General features: G+C 64.2%; 25 protein-coding genes. 10 read left to right on the top strand and 15 right to left on the bottom strand.

Translation table 11 applies throughout. The features are described 5' to 3' along the window. Positions 1-17 precede the first annotated feature (17 nt). From HWX69_RS12475 to HWX69_RS12465, 3 genes are all read right to left on the bottom strand, one after another. Complete coding sequence (locus tag HWX69_RS12475; RefSeq protein WP_178917421.1) at positions 18-1,061, bottom strand: MBL fold metallo-hydrolase; 1,044 nt, start codon at positions 1,059-1,061, stop codon at positions 18-20. Continuing rightward, positions 1,058-1,369: a ubiquitin-like small modifier protein 1 gene (locus HWX69_RS12470; RefSeq protein ID WP_178917420.1), complete on the bottom strand. Its 312-nt coding sequence runs from the start codon at positions 1,367-1,369 to the stop codon at positions 1,058-1,060. The genes HWX69_RS12475 and HWX69_RS12470 overlap by 4 nt, the downstream gene beginning before the upstream one ends. A gap of 90 nt (positions 1,370-1,459) precedes the next feature. Then, positions 1,460-2,068, bottom strand: coding sequence for a VOC family protein (locus HWX69_RS12465; RefSeq protein ID WP_178917419.1), 609 nt, complete (start codon positions 2,066-2,068; stop codon positions 1,460-1,462). A gap of 107 nt (positions 2,069-2,175) precedes the next feature. Between HWX69_RS12465 and HWX69_RS12460 the strand changes: the two genes are divergently transcribed. Next, positions 2,176-3,072 carry a haloalkane dehalogenase gene (locus HWX69_RS12460; RefSeq protein ID WP_178917418.1) on the top strand — a complete coding sequence of 299 codons (897 nt, stop codon included), beginning with the start codon at positions 2,176-2,178 and terminating at the stop codon, positions 3,070-3,072. Here HWX69_RS12460 and HWX69_RS12455 read toward each other — a convergent pair. Continuing rightward, positions 3,069-3,656 carry a uracil-DNA glycosylase family protein gene (locus HWX69_RS12455; RefSeq protein WP_348643015.1) on the bottom strand — a complete coding sequence of 196 codons (588 nt, stop codon included), beginning with the start codon at positions 3,654-3,656 and terminating at the stop codon, positions 3,069-3,071. The genes HWX69_RS12460 and HWX69_RS12455 overlap by 4 nt on opposite strands. Positions 3,657-3,710: 54 nt before the next feature. Then, entirely contained in the window at positions 3,711-4,214 is a 504-nt protein-coding gene (locus HWX69_RS12450) for a halocyanin domain-containing protein (protein WP_178917417.1), read from the bottom strand. Positions 4,215-4,390: 176 nt separating this feature from the next. On the opposite strand from HWX69_RS12450, the gene HWX69_RS12445 reads away from it, so the two are divergent. The 4 genes from HWX69_RS12445 (at position 4,391) to HWX69_RS12430 (ending at position 10,978) form a co-directional block, all read left to right on the top strand. After that, complete coding sequence (locus tag HWX69_RS12445) at positions 4,391-5,668, top strand: Single-stranded DNA binding protein (RefSeq protein ID WP_178917416.1); 1,278 nt, start codon at positions 4,391-4,393, stop codon at positions 5,666-5,668. Continuing rightward, complete coding sequence (locus HWX69_RS12440; protein WP_178917415.1) at positions 5,665-7,239, top strand: hypothetical protein; 1,575 nt, start codon at positions 5,665-5,667, stop codon at positions 7,237-7,239. Before HWX69_RS12445 ends, HWX69_RS12440 begins: the two co-directional genes overlap by 4 nt. Next, entirely contained in the window at positions 7,240-7,974 is a 735-nt protein-coding gene (locus tag HWX69_RS12435; RefSeq protein ID WP_178917414.1) for a metallophosphoesterase, read from the top strand. 163 nt (positions 7,975-8,137) lie between these two features. Then, positions 8,138-10,978, top strand: a complete 2,841-nt coding sequence (locus tag HWX69_RS12430) for a DEAD/DEAH box helicase (protein WP_178917413.1) — start codon at positions 8,138-8,140, stop codon at positions 10,976-10,978. 27 nt (positions 10,979-11,005) lie between these two features. On the opposite strand, the gene HWX69_RS12425 is transcribed toward HWX69_RS12430, so the two are convergent. Continuing rightward, complete coding sequence (locus HWX69_RS12425; protein WP_178917412.1) at positions 11,006-13,135, bottom strand: AAA family ATPase; 2,130 nt, start codon at positions 13,133-13,135, stop codon at positions 11,006-11,008. An 87-nt stretch (positions 13,136-13,222) separates the two neighbouring features. On the opposite strand from HWX69_RS12425, the gene HWX69_RS18290 reads away from it, so the two are divergent. Continuing rightward, entirely contained in the window at positions 13,223-13,357 is a 135-nt protein-coding gene (locus HWX69_RS18290; RefSeq protein ID WP_255453933.1) for a DUF7128 family protein, read from the top strand. Here the strand turns inward: HWX69_RS18290 and HWX69_RS12420 are convergent, their stop codons facing one another. The 9 genes from HWX69_RS12420 to HWX69_RS12380 form a co-directional block, all read right to left on the bottom strand. After that, a complete protein-coding gene (locus tag HWX69_RS12420; protein WP_178917411.1) occupies positions 13,358-14,743 on the bottom strand; it encodes a sodium:calcium antiporter in 1,386 nt (461 codons plus the stop codon). Positions 14,744-14,880: 137 nt separating this feature from the next. After that, positions 14,881-15,990 carry an AI-2E family transporter gene (locus HWX69_RS12415; protein WP_178917410.1) on the bottom strand — a complete coding sequence of 370 codons (1,110 nt, stop codon included), beginning with the start codon at positions 15,988-15,990 and terminating at the stop codon, positions 14,881-14,883. Positions 15,991-16,059: 69 nt separating this feature from the next. Next, positions 16,060-16,863, bottom strand: coding sequence for a hypothetical protein (locus tag HWX69_RS12410; protein WP_178917409.1), 804 nt, complete (start codon positions 16,861-16,863; stop codon positions 16,060-16,062). Further along, positions 16,850-18,859 (bottom strand): hypothetical protein, encoded by a 2,010-nt coding sequence (locus HWX69_RS12405; RefSeq protein ID WP_178917408.1) that lies wholly within the window; start codon positions 18,857-18,859, stop codon positions 16,850-16,852. The genes HWX69_RS12410 and HWX69_RS12405 overlap by 14 nt, the downstream gene beginning before the upstream one ends. A gap of 260 nt (positions 18,860-19,119) precedes the next feature. Then, positions 19,120-19,539, bottom strand: coding sequence for a universal stress protein (locus HWX69_RS12400; protein WP_178917407.1), 420 nt, complete (start codon positions 19,537-19,539; stop codon positions 19,120-19,122). Between the two features lie 87 nt (positions 19,540-19,626). After that, a complete protein-coding gene (locus HWX69_RS12395) occupies positions 19,627-19,878 on the bottom strand; it encodes a HalOD1 output domain-containing protein (protein ID WP_156708856.1) in 252 nt (83 codons plus the stop codon). A 93-nt stretch (positions 19,879-19,971) separates the two neighbouring features. Further along, entirely contained in the window at positions 19,972-20,376 is a 405-nt protein-coding gene (locus HWX69_RS12390; RefSeq protein ID WP_178917406.1) for a winged helix-turn-helix domain-containing protein, read from the bottom strand. An 89-nt stretch (positions 20,377-20,465) separates the two neighbouring features. Continuing rightward, on the bottom strand, positions 20,466-21,101 hold the full coding sequence (locus tag HWX69_RS12385; protein WP_178917405.1) for a helix-turn-helix domain-containing protein: 636 nt from the start codon (positions 21,099-21,101) through the stop codon (positions 20,466-20,468). 191 nt (positions 21,102-21,292) lie between these two features. Beyond that, positions 21,293-21,469: a DUF7560 family zinc ribbon protein gene (locus HWX69_RS12380; RefSeq protein ID WP_178917404.1), complete on the bottom strand. Its 177-nt coding sequence runs from the start codon at positions 21,467-21,469 to the stop codon at positions 21,293-21,295. A 238-nt stretch (positions 21,470-21,707) separates the two neighbouring features. On the opposite strand from HWX69_RS12380, the gene rdfA reads away from it, so the two are divergent. From rdfA to HWX69_RS12360, 4 genes are all read left to right on the top strand, one after another. Beyond that, positions 21,708-22,334, top strand: coding sequence for a rod-determining factor RdfA (gene rdfA, locus HWX69_RS12375; protein ID WP_156708853.1), 627 nt, complete (start codon positions 21,708-21,710; stop codon positions 22,332-22,334). Between the two features lie 71 nt (positions 22,335-22,405). Beyond that, complete coding sequence (locus HWX69_RS12370; protein WP_178917403.1) at positions 22,406-24,346, top strand: archaea-specific SMC-related protein; 1,941 nt, start codon at positions 22,406-22,408, stop codon at positions 24,344-24,346. Positions 24,347-24,694: 348 nt separating this feature from the next. Continuing rightward, positions 24,695-25,042, top strand: coding sequence for a hypothetical protein (locus HWX69_RS12365; protein WP_178917402.1), 348 nt, complete (start codon positions 24,695-24,697; stop codon positions 25,040-25,042). A gap of 52 nt (positions 25,043-25,094) precedes the next feature. After that, entirely contained in the window at positions 25,095-26,249 is a 1,155-nt protein-coding gene (locus HWX69_RS12360) for a pyridoxal phosphate-dependent aminotransferase (protein ID WP_178917401.1), read from the top strand. The last annotated feature ends 52 nt before the right edge of the window (positions 26,250-26,301 follow it).

Raw genomic sequence — 26,301 nt, 5'->3', positions numbered from 1 at the left:
CCCCTCGCGCACACCCGTTAGTGTCCGGGATGGCGACCGACGTCGAGGGCGGCGGGCACGTCGGGGAACAGCGAATCGAGGTCCGGCTCGGATTCCAGCAGTTCGAACGCACGACCGGTCCGTGCGACGACACCGGCGTCGAGGAGGTGTTCGAGGTGGGCGAACGCCTCTCCCGGCCCGTGAAGGATGTGGATGTACGACAGCGAGCCGAACAGTTCGGCGCTGACCTCCCACGGCGTCGCAGGCCCGTCGTCCAACACGGCCACGACGCGTTCGGTTCGGTCGCGGTGATGGGAGATGATGTCGGCGGCCCGTCCCGGCGGGTCGACGATTGGGCCGCGGTGGCCCGGCCACGCTCGGGTGTACTGACGTGAAATGATGTCGAGGAGTGCGTCGAGGTACAGTTCCAGGGCGCCGTCGACGCGGATGTCGGCGCCGCCGACGTTGGGGGTGTAGTACGGCAACAGCGCGTCGCCGCTGAACAACTCCTCGCCATCACGGCCCCCGAAGGCAAAGCCCGCCAGTCCGGCGGCGTGCCCCGGCATATGGACCGCTTCGAGTTCGACGCTCCCGAGGTCGAAGGTGGCGCCGTCCTCGAACGCCGTCACCTCGGGCGCCTCGCCGTCCATGCCCGCACTGCCGTCGAGGAACGCCAGCAGTTCCTCCTGTTTCGCCTCGGGCATCCCCCACTCGTCGATGGCGTTCCGGAGTCGGTCCTCCTGTGCGGCGGTGGCGTCGGGGTCTTGGGCGACGAGCGGCGCGTCGGCCTCGTGAACGTTGACCGGACAGCCGCTTTTGTCCTGTATCTCGCCGGCCAAGCCGGTGTGGTCGGCGTGGTGATGCGTGAGCAGGATTCGCTCGATGTCGGCGAATTCGAGGTCGTATTCGGCCAACCCCTCCTGGAGTTGTCTCCGGGTGTCGTCGGACGCGACGCCGGTGTCGACGAGCGTCGTCGTCGCACCGTCTTCGAGTCCGAGAACGTAGCAGTTGTTGTTCCCCTCGAAAGCGTGGTTACCGAGCGCGACGAGTCCGAGTTCGAAACCGAGGGCGGGGTCCGTCATTGAGGGACCTCCGCAAGTCGCGCCATCGCCGTTCCGCCCGAGACGCCCGGCGACAACACGAGCGTGTCGCCCTCGGAGAGCACCACGTCGTCGCGGTCTTCGAGAAGCGGGTGTTCGTTGCGTGCGACGGTGATGTGAGAGCGCAGCGCGCCATTCTCGCGGAACAGTAGCGACTGCAGGCCGTCGTAGTCCTCGGCGACGGCTCGAAGAGCCTCCGCGACCGTGGTCCCGTCTGGAACGGTTCGGACCACGGATTTCTCACCGACAGCATCGCGAAGTGTCGCGTAGAACTCGAACTCGAGTTGCATACCACACGGTGGTCGCCTGTCCGACAAAAGCTTTCCCTCGGCAGCAATGTCGGTCAGTAGCGTCGACCCTGTCGATTCCTGACGGTCCGATTACACGCCTGCCCCGGTCGGTGCGTCGCCTTCGAACCGCGGTTCGGGGTCCAGACCCAATTCCTCCAAGGCCGCCTGCATGTGCTCGTCGTCGACGAACCCCGAGCCGTCCTCAACGCGTTTCTCGTGGGCGAGAGCGAGCACTTCGCCACGGCGTTCGGCCGGGAAGTCATATTTCTCGACGACCAACTCGATGACGAGGCCGGTGGGGTCTTGGGTGTACAGCGAGTGGAACGCCCCGCGGTCGAACTCGTTGAAGCCGTAGTCGGCGGCGCGGAGTGCGTTCTTCGTGTCGTCGAACTCCTCGGGGGCGATAGAGAAGGCGAGGTGGTGGACGTTGCCCGCACCGCGGTAGGGCCGCGGCGAGCGGTTCTCACCGACGAAGAAGGTGAGGATGCGGCCGTCACCGGTGTCGAAAAACAGGTGTGTCAACTCCGGGGCGTCGAGGTTCGGCTGTTCGAGTACTAGCGGCATCCCCAGCAAATCCCGATAGAAGGCGAGCGTGCTCGCGGCGTCGCCGCCCATCACAGTCATGTGGTCGGTGCCGATGGTGTGGACGGGGCTGTTTGGTTTCTCCGCGGTGACTTCGTGTTCGGGTGTGTGTTCCATATCTCCGATAGGCGGTCGAGCCTCAAATAGACCCCTCTGCCCTCGATGATACCGGGTGACGCAAACGTCACCCGAACCCTTTTGGGCGCGCCGCGGGAGTTGCGCCCGTGACTCTCACCACCACACCCGAGGAGCGGTTCGAAGACGTACCTGACTACGAGTATCCTCACGAGAAGGTTCCCGTTACCGACGACGGCGCAGAGATGGCCTACGTCGACGTCGAGGGCGATGGAGACGAGACGTTCCTGCTCATGCACGGCGAACCGACGTGGGGCTTCCTCTACCGGAAGATGATTCCCACACTCTCCGAGCACGGTCGCGTCATCGTTCCGGACATGCTCGGTCTCGGCCGCTCCGATAAGTACACCGACCCCGACGCCTACAGTTTCGACCTCCACTACGACGCCTTCGAGACGCTGTTGTTCGAGGAATTGGACCTCTCCGACGTTACCCTCGTCTGTCAGGACTGGGGCGGTATTCTGGGCCTCGCACTCGCGGGCCACAACCCCGAGCGGTTCGCCCGCCTCGTAGCGATGAACACGGGCGTTCCGGACGGCACACAGGAGATGTCCGACGCGTGGCACCAGTTCGCCGACTTCGTCGAGAACGTCGAGGAACTGCCCATCGGAATGTTGATTCAGAACGCCACCGCCGAGGAACTGTCCGAGGAGGTCATCGCCGCCTACGAGGCGCCGTTCCCGACCGAGGAGTCGAAGGCCTGCGCTCGGGTGCTGCCCTTCCTCATCCCGCACTCACCGGACGACGAGGGCGCCGACACGATGCAAGCCGCCAAACAGCGGTTGAGCGAGTGGGAAAAGCCGGCGTTCGTCCTGTTTTCGGATTCCGACCCCATCACGCGCAACGCTCGTGACCCGCTTCGGGAGTTGATTCCGACTGCGAGCGAACAACCGGACACGTGGATAGAGGGCGCGATGCACTTCCTCCAGGAGGACAAAGGCGAGGAAATCGCCGACGAGATAGCCGCCTTCGTCGAGCGAAGTTAACCGACGGTCGTCGCGACGCCTTTCGTCTGCCGATAGTCGCTGTCCAGCAGCGCCTCGAGTCGGTCGACGAGCGCCGCCCTGTCTCCCGGTTCCCACTCGGCGGGCTCGCGGACGGGAACGACGAGGAAGCCGCGGCCCCGCACTTCGGTCGCGTGGAGTCGGGCGGCGTCGTGTGGGAGCTTTCGCGCTTGCGTCGTGAACTCCGTCAGGACGTACGACAGCGCCTCGTCGCCGACCGGGAGGAGAATGTGGGCGTTCACCGCACGGATTTCGGCGTCGGCGTATCGTTCGAGGTCCGCGGGGTCGCCGGGTGAGAGCCACAGGTACGAGAGATAGCAGTTCGACAGTTCGGGGGCGACGCTGTACGGCTCGGCGGCGAAGCCAACAGTGTGGAGAGCCTCCTGTAACCGACGGCCTGTGAGGGTTCCGGTGAATGGAACGCCCGTCTCGGTACCGCCGTGAGTCTCGCCGTCGAGGCCCAGGACGTGAAAGTCGGCGTTGGCGTCACCGTAGCCGTACACGGCGGGTTCGCCCGGGGCAGTCATTCCGAAAGGGTTCGACACCCGGTCCGTCACGCGCTTCACACCGGGTGGTAGGCGAGCGGTGAATAAAAGAACGCGGTCGCGGCTCGTCGCGGCTTACTCTTCGACGACTTCGATGGCGCCTTTCATGCCCTGTGTCTCGTGGGGCTGACAGACGTAGAGTTGGATGCCGGTGTTGTCGAAGGACTGATTGAAAGTGTGGCCCTCCTCACCGACGATTTCGCTCTGGAAGTCGGATTCGGAGTCCTCGACGGAGGCGACGTTGTGACTGCCGCCCTCGCCGGTCCACTCCCAGACGACGGTCGTACTGGAGGTAATGCGAACCGCGGCGGGGTCGAACGCCAATCCACCGTCGCCGGCACCGACCATGATGGTCACTTCGTCCTCGCCGGTCATGTCGGTAATAGTGCCGTCGTACAGGTTGGCTTCCGAGAGGAAGTCGTCGATCTCCTGGGGAACTTCGGCACCGCCGCCGTTGCCATTGCCGTTTCCGTTTCCGTTCCCGTTTCCGCCGCCGTTACCGGTACAGCCCGCCAGTGTACCGGCCGCGACTGCGGCGCCGGTAGCCTGCACGAATCGTCGTCGGCTCACATCTCTCATAACGACTTAAAGTTGGAGCCGAAGCAACATAAATGGCACACGAAGTGTGTCAACATCTACTGTGAAATGCGTACCCAAACCCACGACACTCGACTGCGCGAACTCGTCGCCGAGCGCGTGGAGATTCGTCCGTGCGGCGAACGCTTTTGACCCACGGCGACGAACCCCCGACTGAAATGAGTCTCGACGACGCGGCCGAGGAGCTCGCCTCCACCCTCGGCGTAGACAAAGCGGAGGTCAAAGAGGACTTGGAGAAACTCGTCTCGTATTCGGTGCCGATGGACGAGGCCAAACAGAGCCTTCGCCGGAAGTACGGCGATTCCGGCGGCGGAGGCGGCGGTGGCGGCGAGCCCCCGGCGACCGACATCGTCGACATCGAACCCGACATGGGCAACGTCAGCGTTACCGCGCGCGTGCTGACGGTCGGCAAGCGCTCCATCCGGTATCAGGGCGACGATCAAGTCATCTTCGAGGGCGAGTTGGCCGACGAGACGGGAAAAATCTCCTACACCGCGTGGACGGATTTCTCGCTGTCGCCCGGCGACACCATCACTGCGGGCAACGCGGGCGTCCGCGAGTGGGAAGGCGAACCCGAACTCAACCTCGGGGAGTCGACGACGGTGACGCTCGAAGAGGAGTCCCTCGAGGTCCCCTACGAGGTCGGCGGCGAGCGTGACCTCATCGACCTCCGGCCGGGCGACCGTGGCCGGACGGTCGAGGTGAAGGTCCTCGAAGTCGAAGAAAAGACCATCGACGGCCGCGACGGGGAAACCGACATCCTCAGCGGCGTCGTGGGCGACGAAACCGCCCGACTGCCGTTCACCGACTGGGACCCACACGCCGACATCGAAGCCGGGGCATCGGTCCGCATCGAGGACGCCTACATCCGCGAGTTCCGTGGCGTCCCCTCGGTCAACGTCACGGAGTTCTCGACGGTCGAACCGACCGCCGACGTGGACGTGAGTGATTCGGCGACGGAGATGGGCGTCCGAGAGGCCGTCGAGGCCGGCGGCGTCTTCGACGTGGCGTTGGTCGGCAACGTCATCGAAGTCCGGGACGGGTCCGGCCTCATCCAGCGCTGTCCCGAGTGTGGCCGGGTCGTCCAGAACGGCCAGTGTCGCAGCCACGGCGAGGTCGAGGCCGAAGACGACATGCGGGTGAAAGCCATCCTCGACGACGGGACCGACACGGTGACGGTCGTTCTCGGCCGGGAGTTGACCGAGGAGGTGTACGGCGGCACGCTGGAGGAGGCGTTGGACCACGCCCGCGACGCGATGGACCGCGAGGTCGTCTCGGAGGAAATCGCAGCGGGCGTCGTCGGGCGGGAGTACCGCGTCCGCGGGGCGCTGTCGGTCGACGAGTACGGCGCGAATCTCGATGCGACGGAGTTCGAGGAAAGCGGTGACGACCCCGCCGCACGTGCCGAAGCCATGCTCGCGGAGGTGGGTCGATGAGTTCCAGCGACGACGGGCCCGGACGCCGGGAGGTCGCCTACCGACTGTTCGCGGCGGAGTTCGACGACTCGGAGTTCGACTACAGCGAATCCGACGAGGAACGGGCACCGAACTACGTCGTCACGCCGACCGGAGCGCGGGTCAATCGCCTCTTTGCGGTCGGCGTCCTCACCGAAGTCGAGGACGTCAACCCCGAGATGGTCCGCGGCCGGGTCGTCGGCCCGACCGGCGCCTTCGTCACCTACGCCGGCCAGTATCAACCCGACGCGCTCACGTTCCTCGAACGCGCCGACCCGCCGACGTTCCTCGCGCTCTCCGGGAAGGCCCGAACGTTCGAACCCGATGACGGCGACCGCATATACACCTCGGTCCGCCCGGAGTCGGTCAGCGAGGTCGACGCGGAGACCCGCGACCGCTGGGTCGTCACGACCGCCGAGCGGACGCTCGAACGAATCGGCATCATGGCCTCGGCCATCGAATCGGGCCTCGCAGGCGAGCAGTTACGCGCCGCACTTCTGGAGGCAGGCGTCGACGAACGACTCGCCGACGGCGTCGCACTCGCCTTGGATTACTACGGCACCACGCCGGCGTACCTCGACGCCCTCCGTGAAACCGCCCTCGATGCGCTCCGCGTCGTCGCCGGCGAGAAAGACGAAGTGGGCCGACTCGACGTAGCCCCCGACGAGGGGATGGGCGATGCGAGCGCGCTCGCGACGCTCGACCTCTCGGGGGCGCCGTCACCGGAGACGGCCGCCGCTGCGGCGGGTGTGGGTGATGCCGAATCGACATCCGAGGCCGACGACACCGACGACGCAGGCGAGTCAGCCGAGACGGTGGAGACCGACTCAGTGAGCGCCGACACGGAGTCGACGCCGGACGCCGAACCGGAGGTCTCCGACACCGACACGAGCACCGAATCGGAGGAAGAACCCGAGCAGGGTCTCGAAGCCGACGAACCTGACGAGGTCGAAGCCCCCGACGAACACGAAGAACCCGAACCCGACGCCGAATCGGTCGAGGCGACTGCCGACTCGGAACCGGTCGACGAAACCGTATCCGAGGTAGATGAGACGGAGGCGGCCACCGAACCGACGGCCGGCGCCGACGAGGACGTTCGTGAGGAAGTCGAAGAGGAGTTGGACGACTTCGACCCCGGCGAGTTCGAACTCGACGAGGAGGAACGTCGCGAGGTCGAAGAGGAGTACGGCACCGAGTTCTCGACTGCGGGCGAAGTCGAGGAAGCGGACATCGAGACACCGGGTCCCGAAGACGAACTCGAAACGCCCGAAGAGGAAGCAGACGGCGACACCGAACCGGAACCGGAAGCCGAACCGGAAGGGGTTGAAGACGCCGAAGACGCTGCGGGGGCCGACGACGTAGACCTCGAAGACGCCGTCATGGAGACGATGGAAGCGTTGGACGACGGCGACGGCGCCGACCGTGAGGAACTCGTCTCGGCACTCGTCGAGGAACACGGTGTCGCCGCCGACGCAGTCGAGGAAGCCATTCAAGATGCGCTGATGAGCGGTCGGTGTTACGAGCCTTCCGACGGCGTCCTGAAGTCCATCTGAATGCTCGAACCGGTGTCCGGTCGACCGGTGGCAATCGCCGACTGTGGGCCCGAGCGGGCCCTCGTCGTCGCGGATTACCACGCCGGCTTGGAGGTCGGACTCAGGCGAGACGGCGTCGAGATTCGAAGCCACGCGGCCGAGCGCCGCGAGTCGTTGCTCCGACTGCTGACCGAGTCCGACGTGGACCGACTGGTGTTGTTGGGCGACGCCGGCGACGCCATCGGCGAACCGAGCGGCGCCGAACGGGAGGAGTTGTCGGCGCTGTTCGGGGCCGTCACCGAGCGGGTACCGGTGACGCTGACGAAGGGAAACCACGATGGTCGCATCGAGTCGGTCGTCGGAGGAATCGACGGCGTCGAAGTCGTCGACGGCCCCGGCGTCAGAATCGGCGACATCGGCTTCTGTCACGGTCACACTTGGCCCGGCGAGGAGATAGTCGCAGCGCCGACGCTGTGTACCGCCCACGAACACCCGATGGTCAGACTGGAAGACGACGTGGGCGGGTCGCGTCGAGAGCGAGTGTGGCTCCGCGGCCGCCTCGATGGGGCGGGCTTTTCCGACTACGACCGCGTCGGTGAGCGCATCGTCGTCTGTCCGGCGTTCAACGACCTCTCCGGCGGAACGCTCGTCAACGAGAACGACGGCTTTCTCTCGCCGTTTCTGCCCGAGGGGTTGGCCGACGGCGAGGCGTACCTGCTCGACGGGACGCGACTTGGCGACTATCGGTCGGTGTAGTCGGAGACAGGAGACATCGGAGAACGGGACTCGGGGCATCCCGCTCTCCGTATCCGTTCGTGGTCGATACGGCTGCAAAGCACCATCGCGGGGCACAGCCGGTCTTTTATATCCGGCGTCCGCGAGCGCGGCGCTTAATCTGCTCGCGCTCCAACGGTCGACAATGAGTGAGGGCCGTGCCGCCGGGATGGACGCCTTCTCGCGACTCCACGCCGACGTGCGCGAGGCGCTGTCGGAGCGTGGATTCTCGACGCCGACGGCGCCACAGCGGAAGGCGATTCCGCCGCTGGCAGCGGGCGAGCACGCGTTAGTCGTCGCGCCGACGGGGTCGGGGAAGACGGAGACGGCGATGTTGCCCGTGCTGTCGGCCATCCGGGGCCGCGACCACCGCCACGGGATACAGGCGCTGTACGTCACGCCGCTGCGGGCGCTGAACCGCGACATGCGCCAGCGCCTCGAGTGGTGGGGCGAGACGCTCGACATCACGATCGACGTACGTCACGGTGACACGACGGATTACCAGCGAAGCAAGCAAGCGGAGAGCCCACCGGACGTGCTCGTGACGACGCCGGAGACGCTCCAGGCGATGTTCACCGGCGAGAAACTCCGGCGGGCGCTGGAGGATATCGAACACGTCGTCGTCGACGAGGTCCACGAGCTCGCTGCCTCGAAACGCGGCGCGCAGTTGACCATCGGCCTCGAGCACCTCAGAGAGCACGCGGGGCCGTTCCAGCGCATCGGTCTCTCGGCGACCGTCGGCGATCCCGAGGAGGTCGGCCGGTTCCTGACCGGCGACAGGGGCTGTCGAGTCGTCGAGGTCGAAGCCGGCTCGAACATCGACGTACGGGTGCGGGAGCCGGAGGTCGAAGCCGAAGACGAAAGCGCCGCTGGCGAGCTGCTGACCGACGCGACGGTCGCCAGCCACGTCCGGGCTATCGACGAACTCGTCGCCTCGAACGACTCGACGCTGATTTTCGTCAACACACGACAGACCGCGGAGGGACTCGGGTCGCGACTGAAGGCCTACGGCACCGACGTGGGCATCCACCACGGGTCGCTGTCGAAGGACGCACGCATCGACGTCGAAGACCGGTTCAAAGCCGGCGAAATCGACGCGCTGCTGTGTACCTCGTCGATGGAACTGGGCATCGACGTTGGCCGCATCGACCACGTGGTGCAGTATTCGAGTCCCCGAGAAGTTCGGCGACTGCTCCAGCGGGTCGGACGGGCGGGTCACCGCCGCGACGAGGTGTCCTCGGGGACGGTACTGACGACTCACCCCGACGACACCTTCGAGGCGCTGGCCATCGTCGACCGCGCCGAACGCGGAGAGGTGGAGGCAGCGGGCATCCACCACGCCAGCCTCGATACGGTCGCGAATCAGATTCCGGGCCTGTTGATGGGGTTCGGCGAGTTGTCGGCGGCAAGAGCCTACGACATCGTCACTCGGGCGTACCCGTTCCGAAACCTCACGGAAGCGGATTTCAAGGCGGTCGTCCGGGAACTCTCGGAGAACCGGGTACTGTGGCTCGACGAAGCCGAGGACCGACTGGAGAAATCCGGCGGCACCTGGCAGTACTTCTATGCGAACCTCTCGATGATACCCGACGAGGCCAACTACACGGTGAAAGACATGGCATCGGGGCGGACCGTCGGCACCCTCGCCGAGCGGTTCGTCGTCACCTTCGCTCAACCGGGTGAGACGTTCATCCAGCGCGGGGAGATGTGGCGCATCACCGAAATTGACGACGAGGAAGAGGAGGTGTTGGTGACGCCCATCGAGGACCCGACGGGGGAGGTTCCATCGTGGGTCGGCCAGGAGATTCCGGTTCCCTACGACGTGGCCCAACACGTCGGTCGGACACGGGCCGAAGCGAGAACACGGTTCAACGACGGCGCCAGCCGCGAACTCGTCGCTCGCAGCCTCGCCGACCGTTTTCCGACGGACGAGTACACCGCCAGTCGGGCGCTCGACCCGGTCGAACGACATGATGTAGCGTTTCCCTCCGATAACCGCGTCGTCGTCGAGGGGTACGGCCGGGAAGTCGTCGTCAACGCGGCCTTCGGCCACACGATAAACGAGACGCTCGGCCGCTTGCTGTCGGCGCTCATCGGTCAGCGAACCGGGTCGTCGGTCGCGATGGAAGCCGACCCCTATCGCATCGAGTTGGAGGTGCCGGGCGGGACGACGATAGGCGACGTAGTCGAGATACTGGAGACGACCGACCCCGACCACGTCGGGACGCTCGTGGAGTTGAGTCTGAAGAACAGCGACGCGCTGAAGTTCACGCTTGCACAGGTCGCCGCGAAGTTCGGGTCGCTGAAGCGCTGGAAGGGCAAGGGCTCCAGTCAGAACCGCTTCGGCAAGGACCGCCTGCTGAAGGCACTGGAGGACACGCCGATTTACGACGAGGCGGTCAGGGTCGTCCTCCACGAACAGTTGAACGCTGACGGCGCCGCCGACGTGTTGCGGCGGCTCCACTCCGGCGAGTTCGACCTCGAAACGGTCGGCGAACGGACGCCCATCGGTCGCGACGGCCGCTCGTCGGGGCGTGAGTTGCTGTCACCGGAGAACGCCGACGCGTCGGTCATCGAGACGGTCAAGGAACGCATCCAGAGCGACCGGGTGCTGTTAGCGTGTCTCCACTGTAAGGAGTGGGACCGCCGCCAGCAGGTACGTCGCGTCGCCGAGCAACCGGAGTGTCCGAACTGTGGGTCGACGCGGGTCGCCGCGCTGAACCCGTGGGCAGACGAGGTGCTGGAAGCGGTCCGAAGCCAAGAGAAGGACGACGAACAGCAGAAACAGACCGAACGCGCCTACAAGGCGGCCAGTTTGGTCCAGAGCCACGGCAAGAAGGCCGTCGTCGCACTCGCTGCCCGCGGCGTCGGCCCGCGAAACGCCGCCTACATCATCAACAACCACCGCGAGGACGAGACGGATTTCTACCGAGACATCCTCGAGCGGGAACGGCAGTACGCGAAGACGAAGTCCTTCTGGGACTGACGGACGGCGTCGGTCGGGCCGGCAGTCTCAGGCGCCGCGTTCGGCACGGCGAACCGACTCCAGGGCCGCCTCGACGTGGTCGCTTCGAATCTCGATTTCGTCGGCTCGTTCGGTCGCTTCCTCCGGCCCGAGGTCGGTCGCCAACGCGCGAATCGCTCGCATCGAGGCCTCACGCAGCAGCGCCTCCAGTTGCGCGCCGGAGAACCCCTCCGTGTCGGCGGCCAGTTCGTCGAGGTCGACGTCGTCGGCGAGCGGTTTCCCACGGGCGTGGACGGCGAGAATCTCGCGACGGGCGGCCTCGTCGGGGTTCGGGATCTCGACGTGGGCCTCCAGTCGCCCGGGCCGCAACAGCGCGGGGTCGAGTGCCTCCCGGCGGTTCGTCGCCGCGATGACGACGACGTTGGGGTTGTCGGTGAGGCCGTCCAACTCCGTCAGCAGTTGGGAGACGACGCGTTCGACGGCGTCGCTGGAATCGCCCCGAACCCCGGCGACGGCGTCGATTTCGTCGAAGAAGATTATCGACGGGGCGGCCTGTCGGGCACGGTCGAACACCTCCCGGACGGCCTTTTCGCTTTCGCCGACGTACTTGTCGATGAGTTCGGGCCCGGCGACGCTGACGAAGTTCACGTCGCTCTCGCCGGCGAGTGCGCGGGCGAGAAGCGTCTTGCCGGTGCCGGGCGGGCCGTACAGGAGGACACCCGACGGCGGGTCGGTGTTGGTCGCCTCGAACAGCGCGCCGTAGGACAGCGGCCACTCGACGGCCTCGGTGAGTATCTGTTTGGCCTCCGCGAGGCCGCCCACGTCCTCGAAGGTGACGTGTGGCGTCTCTGCGACGTACTCCCGCATCGCGGAGGGGTCGACGGCGGCGAGGGCGGCCTCGAAATCCGAGGCGGTGACGAGGAGGTCATCGCGCTCCTCGCGGTCCCTGAGTGCACGCATCGCAGCCTCGGTGACGAGCGAGTGGATGTCGGCACCGACGAAGCCGTGGGTGCGCGAGGCCAGGTAATCGAGGTCGACGTCGTCGGCGAGCGGCATCCCCCGGGCGTGGACGTCGAGTATCTCCCGGCGGCCGGTCTCGTCGGGGGCGCCGATTTCGATTTCGCGGTCGAAGCGGCCGCCACGGCGCAACGCGGGGTCGATTACGTCGACGCGGTTGGTCGCCCCGATGACGATGACCTGCCCACGGGAATCGAGGCCGTCCATCAGCGTCAGCAGTTGGGCGACGACGCGGTTCTCCATGTCGGCGTCGTCGTCGCGAGTCCCGGCGATGGAGTCGATTTCGTCGATGAAGACGACGGCGGGGGAGTTCTCGACGGCGCGTTCGAACGTCTCTCGGAGTTTCTCTTCGCTTTCGCCCTTGTACTTCGAGACGATTTCGGGGCCGTCGATGACTTCGAAGTGCGCGTCGACTTCGTTGGCGACCGCTTTGGCGATGAGGGTCTTGCCGGTGCCGGGCGGGCCGTACAACAGGACGCCCGATGGCGGGTCGATCCCGAGTTTTCGGAACAGTTCGGGTTCCGAGAGCGGGAGTTCTATCATCTCCCGAACCTGCTCGAGTTCGTCGTCGAGCCCCCCGATGTCCTCGTAGGTGGCCTCGGAGGTCGGCTCGGGCGTCGGCGCGAGTTCGCCGTCGGTTCCACCCGCGTCGTCCGCGGTGGGCGTTCGGTCTACGTCGGCCCTCTTAGAGGCCTCCCGAACGCGGACGTTCGTCCGGTCGGTGACGCGGACTGTGCCGTCGGGCGTCGTCTCGACGACGGTCGCCCGGACGCCGGGTCGTTCGAGGCGGACCTGTTCGCCGGTCTGGAGGGGGCGGTCACGGAGGTCCGTTGCGACGGCATCGAGCAGTTCGTCGTCGACGGAGACGGGAAGTTCGACGACCACTCGATTGGCTTCGGCGACGGAGACCGGCCGGACGGTCACGGTTTCCCCGATGTTCACGCCGGCGTTCGCTCGGGTGTCGGCGTCGATGCGAACGACGCCGTCGGCACCGCTTGCGGGCCACACTTTCGAGACGGTCGGGCGCTCTCCGTCGATGACGACGGTGTCGCCGCTGAGAACGCCGAGGGCTCGTCGGGCCGATTCGGGAAGCCGGGCGACGCCGCGCCCCGCATCCCGCTTCTCGGCCCCTTTCACAGTCAGCGTCACCCGCCTGTCCATACCCGACGTGGGGCCGCCGGCGGCTTTATCGTTCCGCCGGACCCGCTCGGAGAAACGACTATACGTTACCACGGCACATTATCTGGTATGGTCGCGACCACACAACGGGACGGGTCGACGTGGTACGAGTGTGAGGAGTGCGGCTTGCTGTTCGACGACCAATCCGACGCGAAGCAACACGAGGCCAACTGTGACGCCGAGGGACCCTCCTACATTCAGTAGTTAGTCGCCGGCGCCTTTGGGCTGCGACTCGGTGCCGGAGATGGCGTCGCTGACCGTTCCGGCCGTCCGCCGAAGGAGATACTGGAACTGCTCCCTTCGATAGACGAACAGGCCGACCCCGAGGACGATGTACACGACGCTAAACCCGAGGAGGAGTTCGTAGTCTGTCACCGGGAGTTCGACGTACCCGCGTATCAGTGAGAACTCCAGAAGTACCTGCGAACTGAACAGGAACAGAAGCGCCAGCGCCTCCCGGACCGAGAGTTCGAAGTTGATGAGCAGGGCGATAGCGAAGAACGACTGGGCGGCCGTCAGCCAGATTTCGCCGGCCTGCTTCTGGTCGAACATCAGGGGACCGTACTGGCCGAGGCCGAGGGAGTAGACGACGACGAGCGTCCCGATGAGGAGCGTCCACTGGTTGAGTTTCGAGGAGATGAGCGCGTTGAACCCCGCCGTCGAACGGGCCTTGTTCACGAGGTAGGCGACGACGATGAGTTCGGGTGATTCGGAGGCCAGCGGTGCAATCCATTGAATCATGAAGAACGAGGGGATGCCGATTTCGGTGCCGAGTTCTTCGAGACCGTGGGCGAACGGCTCGACGGCGGTGAATATCATCAATCCGGAGTAGGCGAACAGCGCGATGATGGTCGCGACGCGTTTCGGTTTCGGATACGACTGGAGGTACTGTGGAACCCCGACGTGTTCCTCTTCGGGGTCGACGTCGCCTCGGATGATGATTGCGATGTAGGCGACGTACAGTCCGACGAGGACGACCATATCGAGGATGTCGATGCCGCCGTTGACCGGAACCAGAAACGCCCACATCGTCGCCGCGAGCAGGAACACGACGTCGAGGCTGAGGTCACGGTCGAGTTGGACGGTGTCGGCCAGAAATCCCGGCCGTGACTCGATTGCGGGGTCCGCCGTCGACCCGCTCCGATAGACGCTGAACAGGACGATACCGGCCCACCCGATGCCGATGAGGATGCGGTTCGCGCCGGTCATGTTCGCGACCGCGAGGTTACCGGCTTCGATGCCACGAGGTGTCCCCGCGAACTGCCCGGCGTTCCAGGCGTACAGCGCGTCGACGGCGTACTCCGGAGCCACGGCGAGGACCGCCAACACGGCGATGGCGAAGGCACGCGGAACGTCTTTCTCGGCGGTTTCGGCGCCCCACGCCAACAGGAACGCCGCACCGAGTACTGACAGCCCGCTGATGCCGACTATCGCGAGCGTCGGGAGGCTCGTCAGGACGGCTGGTGGAGTGTATTGGACACCCGCCAGCGCGGCGACCCTCGGGAGAACCGTCGTGAACATCCAGATGGTGAGCCACGGGACGGTCAGGAAGACGGCCGCCGCAATCGCACCGAGAGATTGTCGTTTCATGCTTTGTGAGTGCCGCCGACCCGCCCACGGCCGAGCGGGAATTCGACGCCCGCTGCGAGAGCCGAGTCGGTCTGGAGATGTTCGTCACCACGCGAGGCTGACTTATAATCCACAAGATGTTGACCGCGATACCGCTCTCAGGTCCGGAACTCGTCGAGGACGGTCTGTTCGTCCGGGAGGCCGTCTTCCTGTGGCTCTGCGCCGAGGAGTCGCGGGAGCGCGATGTCGGAGAACGTCAGTCCCAACACGAGCAGTATCGGCGCGAAGAACAGGCCGTAGAATCCGAAGACGACCGGCCCGAGGATGTACGCGAGCATCAGCAGGCCGACGTGGGTCTTTTCGCCGCTCAAAAACGGCCGGAGAACGAGGTCGGGGATGGTGTCGACGACGACGAGCGCGACGACGAGAAACCCGGCGGTGTACACGAGTAACGAGATGTCACCGCCGCCGAGTACCGTCGGGAGCGCCGTCGCCGCGGCCAGCGGGAGGTAAACGATTTTCATCCCGACGACGGGGATGAGACTCGCGATGCCGGTCAGGGCGCCGGCGAGGGCGGGGTAGGGAACCTCGACGGCGGCCGGGACGACGGCGTTGTACGCGAGATAGGAGGCGATGGCGATAATCGAGATGGCGATGACGTTGAGTAGGTTCCCGAAGAGGACGGCCTCCAACTCCGCGTCGGCGTCCTCGAGGAACTCACGGACGATTGCGTCGTCGTCGAAGCGCAACAGCCACGCGTGAATCTTCGAGCCGTCGATGAGCAGGTAGTAGGTGACGATGATGACGATGAGGAGGTTGAGGAAGAACCCGGAGATGGCGCTGGTCAGGAAGGAGGCGTTGTCGGAGAGAAAAGCGATGATGGTATCGAACTGGCCGTTCTGGTACGCTTCGTACAATCCGCCCGGTGTGAGTTCCGGTGGGTCCTCCAACCCCTGCAGCCACGAGACGTTGCTCGCCGTCGACTCGATGAGTGCGGACTGATTGACGAACGTCTGTAGTTCGGTCACGAGTAACACGACGGTGTAGCTGATGAGCAATATGAGTGGCAACGCGATCACCGAGATGGCCGTGACGGCACGAATCCGCTTCGGGAGTCGAAGCCGGGTGAGTGCCTTGTAGAAGCCACGCGTCGAGTAGTACAGGAAGACCGCGACGGTCAGTGCTGCGATGAACCGGTAGGCGACGTAGGCGATGACTGCGGCCACGGCAACACCGAAGAGGGCGACCACTGCGCGCTTCTCATCCATAATTCGGCAGTTTCTCCCGACTAATATAAATTCGGCGACGGTATAGCGTTTCGATTCAGCGCTGCGACGTCAGATAGCGTGTTCGAGAAACGCTGCAACGGTTCCCACGTACATCCCCGCGGGGCGGTCGGCGGCCACCTCGAGGGGGAACCGCTGGACGCAACGGCCGAACTCCCCGTCGGCGAAGGTGAAGTCCGACTGCTCGATTGCGACGATTTTCGCGGCGTCGAGAGTCCCTGTTTTGGAGTTCCAATCGACGAAAAACGAGCCACTCGTCTGTTCCTCACCGAAGTGGGTCCGAACGGTTTCGAACGACCCGCCGTAGCGCTCCGGCACCCTCCCCGAGACGGTCGGGAGTGGATTCGGAACCTCGTAACCGTTCTCACGGAGCGCCTCGGTGTAGGTGTCACGCATCGACGGCGCTCCTGGTACGTCGACGTACACCGGCGTCCCCTCCCGAAACACCAGCAACTCCTCGTGGAACTCCTCGAAGGCCGTCCGCGTGGGGGTGGCGTCGACGCGGCCGTCGGCCGCGGTCCACCGGAGCGGGTCCGCCGGCGCGTCGGCGTCCCTGAAGATGAGCACGAGGTCGTCGCCGACCATCGGAATCACGCCCGCCCCCAACAGCAGTCGGCCCTCGTATATTTCGCGGTCGCCCGCAACGCGACGCTCGACCGGTTCGTCGACGAGGGTTTCGACGGTCGGAAACGCCGTCCCGAACCGCTCGTTCACCGCATCGTTCAGAGCCACCAGACAGTTCTCCGGGTCGACGTGTACGTCCCACTCGCCGACCGCGGTGTCGTGGACGATTCGGGTCGCGTAGTAGTAGACGCGGTCGTCGTACGCCGACGGGACGTGGTCATTCATCGCCATCTTCAAAGCGCACCTCCACGTCTACCTGCCGGCAGTCGAGCGTCGATTCTCCGCCCTCGACGACGGCCGTTTCGGTGTCGGTCTGCCAGTCGAAGGTGACCGATTTCGTGGGGTCGTCCAGCCACGAGGGGTCGGCGTACAGTCGTCCCACGTCGTCGACGTTGTCCCGGTATCGAACTCGGTACAGCACGTCGTCGTCGTAGGGAGCCTCCGGGAAGGAGTCCAGCCAGAACAGAAACGCCATCTTGCTCTCGAGGGCGCCCATGCCGTAGACGACGTGGACGGTTCGCTCGTCGTCGACGTGGTGCCGCAACACGAGGAACACCTTGCCGTCCTCGTCGCGAGACCCGCGGAAGTCGTCGTCGCCGCGCAGCACCGAGGAGACGAAGTACTCCGAGACGAACTGGAGGTCGTCCTCGTCGGTGAAGGCGTTCTCGATGAGGTCGACGTTCTCGAAACCGGCACCATCGGGCGAACGGAGGTACTGGATGAACTTCACGAGCGCCTCCTGATGTTCGGCACCGCCTAACAGCAGGTAGTGGGTCTCGTCTTCGTCCCAGGTCCGGTCGAAGTAAAACGGGAACTCCTCGTCAGTTTCGAGGTTGTAATCGGCGAAGAACGGGTGTGGAACGCTGACGAACCGTTTCACCGGCAGTCTGACGCCGCGTTTCGCGCCGGCGTGGTCCAACCCCCGGTCGTTGCCCTCGCCGACCGAGCGACCGTAGCGCTTGCCGACGGCCGGGACGCGTTCGAGCAGTCGTCGCCGGTGGATGTCCTGTCGGAGGTAATCGACGCCCTGCAGGCGCATCTCGATGGGTTCGTCGTCGGCCTCCGTTTCAGCGGTATTCGGCGTCGGTATCGCACGTTCCAGCAGTTCCGTTCCCGCCTCACCGGCGATTTCTCGGTTGTCCTCGTCGGCTTCGACGGCGTTCTCGACGCGATAGGAACGGTCGCGGCCGAGGACGCTCCAGAGGAACTCGCTGACGTAGAACAGTCCGTAGCCAGCCAGTGAATTGCCGAGCCGGTCGACCGTCTTCGCCTCGTCGTCGAACAGCGTCGACTTTTCGGTGCTCTGGAGGAGACCGTACTCCGAGAAACCGGCGGAGTTGCCGAAGAACCGCCGCCGGAAGCCGACGTAGTCGGTGAAGGCCGTCACGACGATGTAGCCGGAGAGACCGTAGAGCGCGCCCAACTCCAGCGTCGACCACGGCACCGATGGGAGGGCCGGAATGACACCGATTGTCGTCGGAAACCGCGTGACGACGAGCAGCAGAACGGCCGCCCCGATGACGTACCGTCGCGGGTAGGCGAGTCGCCAGTCGAACCAGCCCAACTCCAATCGCGTCGTCCGGTCCGGCAGCGAATCGAACGTGACGTACACGCTGTCGACGAACACGTTCCGGTAGTACGGCACGTCGGTGAAGACGCCGCTGACCGTCGCGTCGAGGTCGGCGTTCGCCAACATCACGAGTGGGTCGCGGTCGGAGAGATGCGACGTAAACGGGTGCCAGTAGTTGTGGTTCGACCACGTGTCGATGTCCAACAGGACGCCGAGGTGTCGGACCTGATACAGTCCGGCCAGCGCCTTGTCGCGGATGCTCGCGACCTCCTCACGCACCAAGGCGACGACGCGAGGCGCAATCCACGCGGTCACCGCGAGTACGGAGACGACTTCGAGGCTTCGAGACCGCGCGAAGGCGTTTATTTCCGGAAGCCGGAACGACGCGAGGTCCCCGAGTAATCCGAGAAGCAAATCGAGGTAGCCGCCGGCGGAGAAAACGACGTACCAGACCGTTCCGGCGATGAACACCACCAAGACGACGCTCCACAGAATCGGACCGAGCAACGAGAGTTTCTGTAAGTCCCAGTCCGTGCTGACGTGCTTTCGCGTCTCGAAGCGGTCGCGCTTGTCGAGTCCACGGCCGGTTCCGACGACGACCCGTCGAGACACCTCGCTATCCTCGTCACTTCCGTCGGATTCGGAGTCGCCCCCCATACGATATCCGACTCCCAGCGGGGGCGAAAAAACGTTTCGTCGGCCCGTTGCCCCCGGCCACCGCAATGTGTCGCCCGCGAACACCACGGAACGGCCGCAGAAATAAAACACGGGCAATGTCCGGCAGTAGTGCTATTTTCGTTTGCTGGTGGGTGTTCCGTAGGCGAGGGCAGGAAATCTCGATATGGCAGGTCCCTGCCTTCGCCACCGTTTCCAGACCGTCGAGCAGTTGCGCTCCGTCGCAACGGCTGTAGGCTCCCTCAGGCGACGAACGTGGGGCGAACGCCGCTTCGAACCACGCGCTCGGTCACGCTTCCGATGGTGTCGGTTTGGGTGTGTGATTGGCCCTGATAGCCCAGCACTATCAGGTCGGCGTCGATGTCGTCGGCGTAACTAATAATCTCCTCGTGTGGCCGACCGTGGCAGGACCGTCGGACGAACTCGATGTCGAGGTCACGCGCCTGCTGTTCGAGCGCTTCGAGGTACTCTCGCCCCTTGTCCTCGATGTCGTCGGTCACCAACTCCTCGCTGCTCAGCGCCGGCTCGTCGTAGCGAGACGTGTCCACGACGAAGATACCGTGAAGCGTGGCGTCGTGGCGCTCCGCCTGCTCGAGCGCGTGGGCTATCGCGCGGTTTGCCGCTTCGCTACCGTCGGTTCCGACCAGGATTCTCTCGTACATGGTCTCGCTTCGGCCAGCGCGGGGAAATCCCTCGCCCCGTTTCTCATCGAATAAGAATCAGTCCGGCGTGCTGAGACGAACGTTCGTTTACTGTTGGACGAAGACGACTTCGTTATCCTCGACGGTGACCGTGTATCCGTGATACTCGAACGTGACGCTCGCGGCGGCGTTCCCGGCGAAGATGGCGTCCAACGCATCGGTGTCGATGGCGCCGTACAGCGGCGGCAGGTCCGTCGCATCCGAATCCTCCACATCGGCGACCGCGTTCACTACGGCTTCACTGGGGAGGCGGTCTTCGAGTGAAATCACGTTCCCCTCAGTAAAATTCGTACAGTCCATTATAGGGGTCCATGATTGGGGATAGTATAAGTCTCGCGACTCCGGATGACTGGTAAGGCGACCACTACGGGGCAGCTGAACACGTTGCCGACCTCAACGAGGGACGGTCGGGACGACTTTCTCGGCATGCTCTCGGTGTATCACGTGCAGTGAAATCCCACCGTGGGTGCCGAGGGAGACGAGAACGTCCTCGACTGCCCGGTAGAATTCGCTCGCGTGTTTCCCGGACCGTCGGATGCGAGTCCGCTCTTCGAGCAGTCCGGAGTCGGTGAGCAAATCGAGTTTCCGATAGGTCGTCGACAGCGGGAGGTCACAGGTTTCGGAAACCTCGTTTGCGGACAGCACCTCGTCGCTCGTCGCATCGAGAATCGCACGACAGCCGCGGTCGTCGAGCGCATCGAGCAGCCGCTGTTTCGCCGGTTCGGCGTCGACTGCACGAACCCGCTGGGACGACCGGTCGGTGTCGTCGCTCGGAAACGATTTCGATGACTGGCTCATACTTCATTCTGTCACCGGCCGACGGCAGGAACCCACACCCACAGTATCCGGGCACGTTTATTATCTCCCGCGCCAGCCGCTTTCGACCGTCACAGTACGTCGCCGAGGATTTTCGACTCCGCTGCGGTGAGGTGTTCTCTGAACGTCGATGGATTGATACCGAGTTCGGCCGCGATTTCGGTGGCGTTAGCCCGACGCGGCCGCTCGAAGTAGCCCCGTTCGTAAGCCGTCTCCACCACTTCGAGTTGACGGGCCGTGAGTTTGCTGCGGTTTACGGAGACGGTGTCCCGTGGCTGGCCGTCGGGCGGGGACCGAACGAACCGTTTGACGTTCACCTCGGGGAACCGCTCGCGGAGTTCGCCGATTGCCGCCTGCAGTTGGTCGTAGTCGGCTGCGTGGAACACCACCGTAAGCGTCCCCTCCCGGGCGACGTACCGGGTCACCGGACAACCGATCTCTCCGAGACACTCACACGGACAGTTCGCGTCACCGTCGTGGGACAGCCGATACCGGTGTGTCGAGCCCCGCGAAAAAATCGGCGTGAGGTCCCCGTCCGGAGCGCGGTCGGCCTCCAGCGTGAATTCGGTCACGCTCTCCGAACAGCCCGAGGGACAGACGTTGGCCGTCAAGGAGTGAACCGTCGTCTCTGCCGCCTCCGAGAGATTTACCACCGGGCAAACGTCGCGACGTGTGAACTCCACTGTGGCTCGAATCCCTGACGGCATGTACGTCTCCTACGATTCGAAAGGAATCACTTCAGTATGCAGCCGAAACCGACGGGAAAGCGGACGCTACCTCCTCGGACGCGTCGATACGGTTCGGGAGCACACCGGGAGGTCCGCCCTCCGACAGTAAGCTCGGCGTACTGGGTGACGCCGCGTTCGTTTCGGTCGTCGCTTGCGAGGGTCGGGCTTTGTCACAGCTCTCGCGTATCAATCGACCGGATTCGCCTGAACGCTGCGGTCGTCACCGTGGTCTCACAGATGACACAGCCCCGCTCGAGGAGCACGTTTCTCATCGACTCGTCTACCGCTATGGACTCCGCACACCCCGGGCAGACGAAAGCGTATCGGCTCCCCTCGTCGGGACTCATCGTGTTCGGTGTAGAACGCGACCGGATAAAGCACGCTCCATATTTCCAGCGCAGTGAGAACTGCATCTCGAACCACCATCTACACAATGCTATACCAATATCATCCGCTTATGTCTATAAGCGTTATCTGTTGTGTGGCGACAGAGAAGTATCGACCTTCGGCCCCGTATCGGACCCGATACGGGTGTTCTGTTCACAAGACGAAAGGTACAACCAGCCCACTCCCGTTGAGGTGGATATGGACCAGTCCGACGACACACCGGGGTCCGGGCGTGGCCGGCGGAGCAAGGTCGCCCGACTCATCGAGGAGTACGACCTCCAGGGTCTCGGCGCGGAACTCGAACAGCGCTGGACCGCCGACGAGGACCGGAGCAGCCTCCGGGAATTGGCCGCACAGTTCAATCAGGAACTCCTCCGAGAGGCCCTCGAAGCGGCGAACGTTCAACACCTCGATGGGGAGCTGGAGAACACCTACCGGCTGTTGACGGACGACGACGTGAGCAGTGCGGAATCGACACGGATTCAGCGGCGGCTCGAACGCGACGGCGTCGACGTCGACGCTCTGCAACGAGATTTCGTCACCTATCAGGCGATTCGGACGTATCTCAAGGAGCACCGGGGCGCGGAGTACACGCCCGCCGAGACCGACCCTCTAGAGCGGGAAGCGACGAACGTCCAGAAACTGCGCGGGCGAATGGTCTCGGTCACCGAGGGGAAACTCGAACAACTCCGAGATGGCGGCCACCTCACGCTTGGTGAGTTCCGGACGCTGGCGGAGATTCAGGTCATCTGTGAGGACTGCAACACCCAGTTCGACGTTCTCGAACTGTTCGACCGTGGTGGCTGTAACTGCGATTCTGAGTGACAGTCGGCGTCCCGTTCGATTCCTGACGGGTCCCAAACCTTGATATGTGACTCAATCGATTGAACTGATATATGAGTACGAAGCAGACCGAACCCGGTAGCCGAATTTCGGTCCGTAACATCGGAGGCATCGACGAGGCCGATGTCGACTTCGAGCCGGGGGTGACGGTACTGGCAGGCCGCAATGCGACGAATAGAACCTCGTTGCTGCAGGCCATCATGGCCGCGCTCGGGAGCGACAACGTCTCGATGAAGGGCGACGCCGAGGAGGCCCGCGTGGAGTTGGCCATCGGCGGAGAAACGTACACGCGAACGCTCCAACGTCGGAACGGAACGATACAGACCGGAGGCGACCCATACCTCGATGACCCCACGGTTGCCGACCTCTTTGCGTTCCTGCTCGAGTCCAACGAAGCCCGTCGGGCCGTCGTGACCGACGCGGACCTCCGTGACCTCATCATGCGTCCCGTCGACACCGACGAGATTCAGGCGGAAATCGACCGACTCGTCGAGAAGCGACAGGAACTCTCGGAGGAGATCGACGAGTTGGATTCGCTCAAGGACCGACTGCCGTCCCTGGAGGAAAAGCGCACCCGGCTTCGAAACCAAATCGAGGAGACGACGTCGGAACTCGAAGCGCTCGAAGAGCAAATCGAATCCAAGGACGCCGACGTCGAACAGAGCCGCGAGGAGCAGGCCGAACTCGAGGCGAAACTGGAGGAGCTGCGTGAGACGCGTTCGGACCTCGAAGACGTCCGGTACGAACTGGAAACTGAAGAGGACAGCCTCCAGTCACTCCGGAGCGAAAAACAGGATGTCGAGGCGGAGTACGATGAACTCCCGGAGACACCGGCAGGGGATCTAGAGGAAATCGAGAGTCGAATCGACACCTTGCGGACCCGAAAACAGGGCTTGGAGTCCGAGTTGAACGAACTCCAGAGCGTCATCGGGTTCAATCAGGAGATGCTCGAAGAGTCCGGCGACGAGGTGTCGGATGCCCTCCGCGACGGTGACGGCGGTGCGGGCGTGACCGACGAACTCCTGCCCGACGACAGCGTGACGTGTTGGACCTGTGGGAGCGAAGTCGACGCCGCTCAAATCGAGTCGACCATCGAAAAACTGCGAAGCCTGAGCCAAGAGACGGTCAGCGAAATCAACGACATCGACGACGAACTCGAGGAGTTGAAGGGGAAGCGCCGGGACCGAAAGGACCAACAGCGCCAGCGTGAACGTCTCGACCGCCGCAAACGGGAACTCGAAGACGAAATCGAGGAGACGGAGGTCCGTATCGAACGGCTCTCCGAGCGTCGAGAAGAGCTCCGCGATGAGATCGAGAGCGTCGAAGCGGAAATCGAAGAACTCGAGGACGACTCCTACGAGGAGGTCCTCGACCTCCACAAGGAGGCCAATCAGCTCGAATACGACCTCGGGACACTCGAAAACGACCTCGAACGCGTCGAGGACAACATCGAGACGATCGAAGCACGACTCGAGGAGGAGACCGAACTCGAAACGCGAAAAGAAGCGGTTTCGGAGGAGATCCAGGAGTTGCGAACGAAAATCGAACGCATCGAAGGGCAGGCAATCGAGGCGTTCAACGAACACATGGAGACGGTGTTGGACCTCCTCGAGTACGACAACCTCGCCCGCATCTGGCTGGAGCGGACGGAAAAGCAGGTACGGGAGGGTCGTCGGAAGGTCACCAAGAGCGTCTTCGATTTACACATCATCCGGCAGACGGAGTCGGGGACGACCTACGAGGACACCGTCGACCATCTCTCGGAGAGCGAACGCGAAGTGACCGGGCTCATTTTCGCGCTCGCCGGCTATCTAGCCCACGAGGTGTACGAGACCGTCCCGTTCATGGTTCTTGACTCGCTGGAGGCCATCGACGCGAACCGAATCGCGACGCTCGTGGAGTACGTCGCGGAGCACAGCGAGTACCTCGTCGTCGCGTTGCTTCCCGAAGACGCAGCGAACGTCGAGGCGGACCGTCGCATCGAATCGTTCTGAAAGCCCCCGCTCCTTCCCGCGGTATCCGGCGGTTTGGGCTCGATTTTGACCGTCTAAAAATAACATAGTTAAATTTGTTATCTGTATCGTCCGGGGAACGCGATTCTATGGGGTCGAGAGTTCTGCCCGAGAAACTTTCGAGAATGAAATTCACACTTTTACAACCGTTATCACTTGCATACATAAGCGAACAAGGGTATGATATACTTGATAATGGCGGTCGGTGCGGAGATGTAGCTCTCTGCTCGATGGTTGCCCCCCGGGACCGTAAACTGTGTCTCAGCCGAGTAAATCCAAGATGGTTCCAAGCGAAAACGCTTAATTACACACGGCAGAACCGTTGGGACGATGAGATACAGGACACTGCTGGAGCAGCAAGTCGACGAGTGGGAGGACGGCTACGGCGTCGTCCAAATCGTCACCCCGGAGTCCAGCGACGAGAACCAACTCCGGTTCTGTTACTACAAGGACGGGGAGTTCGTGAACCGTCCCCTCACGGTGGCGCCGTCGTCGGAGGTCGCCGACCGGACGGCCGAGGTCGTCGAGACGATGGCGAGTCTCGCACGAACGTTCACTCCCGACGAGATAGAGGCGCTGGTCGAGGAGTTGGGCGAAGAGAAAATCCTCGAACTCTCCGTCCTCATCGAGGAACTGGGCAAAAGCCGCCTGAAGGAGATCCTCGACGAAGCGAACTGATTGCTGACCCACGGAACGAGCGAGTTTACTGCACCCGGTTCGAGGAGTCGCCATGCACGAACCGACTGACCGGGTCCGGCGAGCACAGCGTTCGCAGATTCGCGTGATGTACGACCTCGCGGACCGGACGGAGGGCGACATCGTCCGTCTGGAGGTCGGCGAACCGGACTTCGACACACCGGACCACGTCGTCGAGGCGGCCGCGACCGCGGCTCGCGAGGGGGCGACCCACTACACCTCCAACGCCGGTCTTCCCGAGTGCCGACGGGCGATATGCGACGCGATGGCCACCGACTACGGCGTCGAACACGATCCCGAAGAGGTCGTCGTCACCGTCGGCGGAATGGAGGCCCTCCACCTGGCGACGCTGGCCACCGTCGGACCGGGCGAGGAGTTGCTGTACCCTGGGCCGGCGTGGCCCAACTACGCGACACAGGCGTTTCTCGCCGACGGCGAACCGGTCGAGGTGCCGATGGCGCCCGAAACCGGCTTCGACCTCGACGCCGACCGACTCATCGACCGGATGAGGCCGGCGACGGCAGCGGTCGTTCTCACGACGCCCTCGAACCCGACGGGACGGGTGTACGACCCGGAAGCGATTCGGACGGTGGTCGAGGCGGCCGCCGACCACGGCGTCTACGTCATTGCCGACGAGGTGTACGCCGGATTGACCTACGACCGCGAACCGCGCGGCATCGCAGCACTCACCGACCATCCCGACCATGTTCTCACGGTCGGGTCCTGTTCGAAGACCTACGCGATGACCGGCTGGCGTCTCGGATGGCTCGCGGGGGATAGAAGCGTCGTCGACGAGGTACTGAAGGTGCGGGAATCGACGACAGCGTGTGCGTCGAGTATCTCCCAGCACGCCGCCATCGCGGCACTAACCGGTCCACAGGAGCCCTTCGAGGAGATGTACGAGGCGTTCCGGCGTCGCCGCGACTACGTCGGCGACCGAATCGAGGCTATCGACGGCCTGTCGGCGCCCCGGCCGGAAGGAGCCTTCTACGCGTTTCTCGACCCGGCAGTCGACGCCGACTCCCTCACGTTCGCGAAGTACCTCCTCGAGGAACACGGTGTCGTTCTGGCGCCCGGAAGCGGCTTCGGTACGGCCGGCGAAGGTCGACTCCGGCTTTCCTTTGCCAACTCGATGGACCGCCTCGAAACCGGATTGGACCGCATCGAAGCCGGCATCGCAGCGTACTGAGTGCGCCTCGATGGGGTAACCGAGGCATCTATGTCGAGTCGGGTCGAACCGC

Source organism: Natronomonas gomsonensis, from assembly GCF_013391635.1.
GTDB classification, from domain to species: domain Archaea; phylum Halobacteriota; class Halobacteria; order Halobacteriales; family Haloarculaceae; genus Natronomonas; species Natronomonas gomsonensis_A.
This window is presented reverse-complemented; position numbering and strand designations above follow the sequence as displayed.

Excerpts from the sequence above, each read along its gene's own strand:
- HWX69_RS12440 (WP_178917415.1), top strand. The coding sequence starts at position 5,665 with ATGAGTTCCAGCGACGACGGGCCCGGACGCCGGGAGGTCGCCTACCGA.
- HWX69_RS12390 (WP_178917406.1), bottom strand. The coding sequence starts at position 20,376 with ATGAGCCAGTCATCGAAATCGTTTCCGAGCGACGACACCGACCGGTCG.
- HWX69_RS12370 (WP_178917403.1), top strand. The coding sequence starts at position 22,406 with ATGAGTACGAAGCAGACCGAACCCGGTAGCCGAATTTCGGTCCGTAAC.
- HWX69_RS12410 (WP_178917409.1), bottom strand. The coding sequence starts at position 16,863 with ATGGCGATGAATGACCACGTCCCGTCGGCGTACGACGACCGCGTCTAC.
- HWX69_RS12395 (WP_156708856.1), bottom strand. The coding sequence starts at position 19,878 with ATGGACTGTACGAATTTTACTGAGGGGAACGTGATTTCACTCGAAGAC.
- HWX69_RS12465 (WP_178917419.1), bottom strand. The coding sequence starts at position 2,068 with ATGGAACACACACCCGAACACGAAGTCACCGCGGAGAAACCAAACAGC.
- HWX69_RS12445 (WP_178917416.1), top strand. The coding sequence starts at position 4,391 with ATGAGTCTCGACGACGCGGCCGAGGAGCTCGCCTCCACCCTCGGCGTA.
- HWX69_RS12400 (WP_178917407.1), bottom strand. The coding sequence starts at position 19,539 with ATGTACGAGAGAATCCTGGTCGGAACCGACGGTAGCGAAGCGGCAAAC.
- HWX69_RS12435 (WP_178917414.1), top strand. The coding sequence starts at position 7,240 with ATGCTCGAACCGGTGTCCGGTCGACCGGTGGCAATCGCCGACTGTGGG.
- HWX69_RS12470 (WP_178917420.1), bottom strand. The coding sequence starts at position 1,369 with ATGCAACTCGAGTTCGAGTTCTACGCGACACTTCGCGATGCTGTCGGT.
- HWX69_RS12365 (WP_178917402.1), top strand. The coding sequence starts at position 24,695 with ATGAGATACAGGACACTGCTGGAGCAGCAAGTCGACGAGTGGGAGGAC.
- HWX69_RS12415 (WP_178917410.1), bottom strand. The coding sequence starts at position 15,990 with ATGGATGAGAAGCGCGCAGTGGTCGCCCTCTTCGGTGTTGCCGTGGCC.
- rdfA (WP_156708853.1), top strand. The coding sequence starts at position 21,708 with ATGGACCAGTCCGACGACACACCGGGGTCCGGGCGTGGCCGGCGGAGC.
- HWX69_RS12450 (WP_178917417.1), bottom strand. The coding sequence starts at position 4,214 with ATGAGAGATGTGAGCCGACGACGATTCGTGCAGGCTACCGGCGCCGCA.
- HWX69_RS12420 (WP_178917411.1), bottom strand. The coding sequence starts at position 14,743 with ATGAAACGACAATCTCTCGGTGCGATTGCGGCGGCCGTCTTCCTGACC.
- HWX69_RS12475 (WP_178917421.1), bottom strand. The coding sequence starts at position 1,061 with ATGACGGACCCCGCCCTCGGTTTCGAACTCGGACTCGTCGCGCTCGGT.
- HWX69_RS12385 (WP_178917405.1), bottom strand. The coding sequence starts at position 21,101 with ATGCCGTCAGGGATTCGAGCCACAGTGGAGTTCACACGTCGCGACGTT.
- HWX69_RS12430 (WP_178917413.1), top strand. The coding sequence starts at position 8,138 with ATGAGTGAGGGCCGTGCCGCCGGGATGGACGCCTTCTCGCGACTCCAC.
- HWX69_RS12360 (WP_178917401.1), top strand. The coding sequence starts at position 25,095 with ATGCACGAACCGACTGACCGGGTCCGGCGAGCACAGCGTTCGCAGATT.
- HWX69_RS12405 (WP_178917408.1), bottom strand. The coding sequence starts at position 18,859 with ATGGGGGGCGACTCCGAATCCGACGGAAGTGACGAGGATAGCGAGGTG.
- HWX69_RS12425 (WP_178917412.1), bottom strand. The coding sequence starts at position 13,135 with ATGGACAGGCGGGTGACGCTGACTGTGAAAGGGGCCGAGAAGCGGGAT.
- HWX69_RS18290 (WP_255453933.1), top strand. The coding sequence starts at position 13,223 with ATGGTCGCGACCACACAACGGGACGGGTCGACGTGGTACGAGTGTGAG.
- HWX69_RS12380 (WP_178917404.1), bottom strand. The coding sequence starts at position 21,469 with ATGAGTCCCGACGAGGGGAGCCGATACGCTTTCGTCTGCCCGGGGTGT.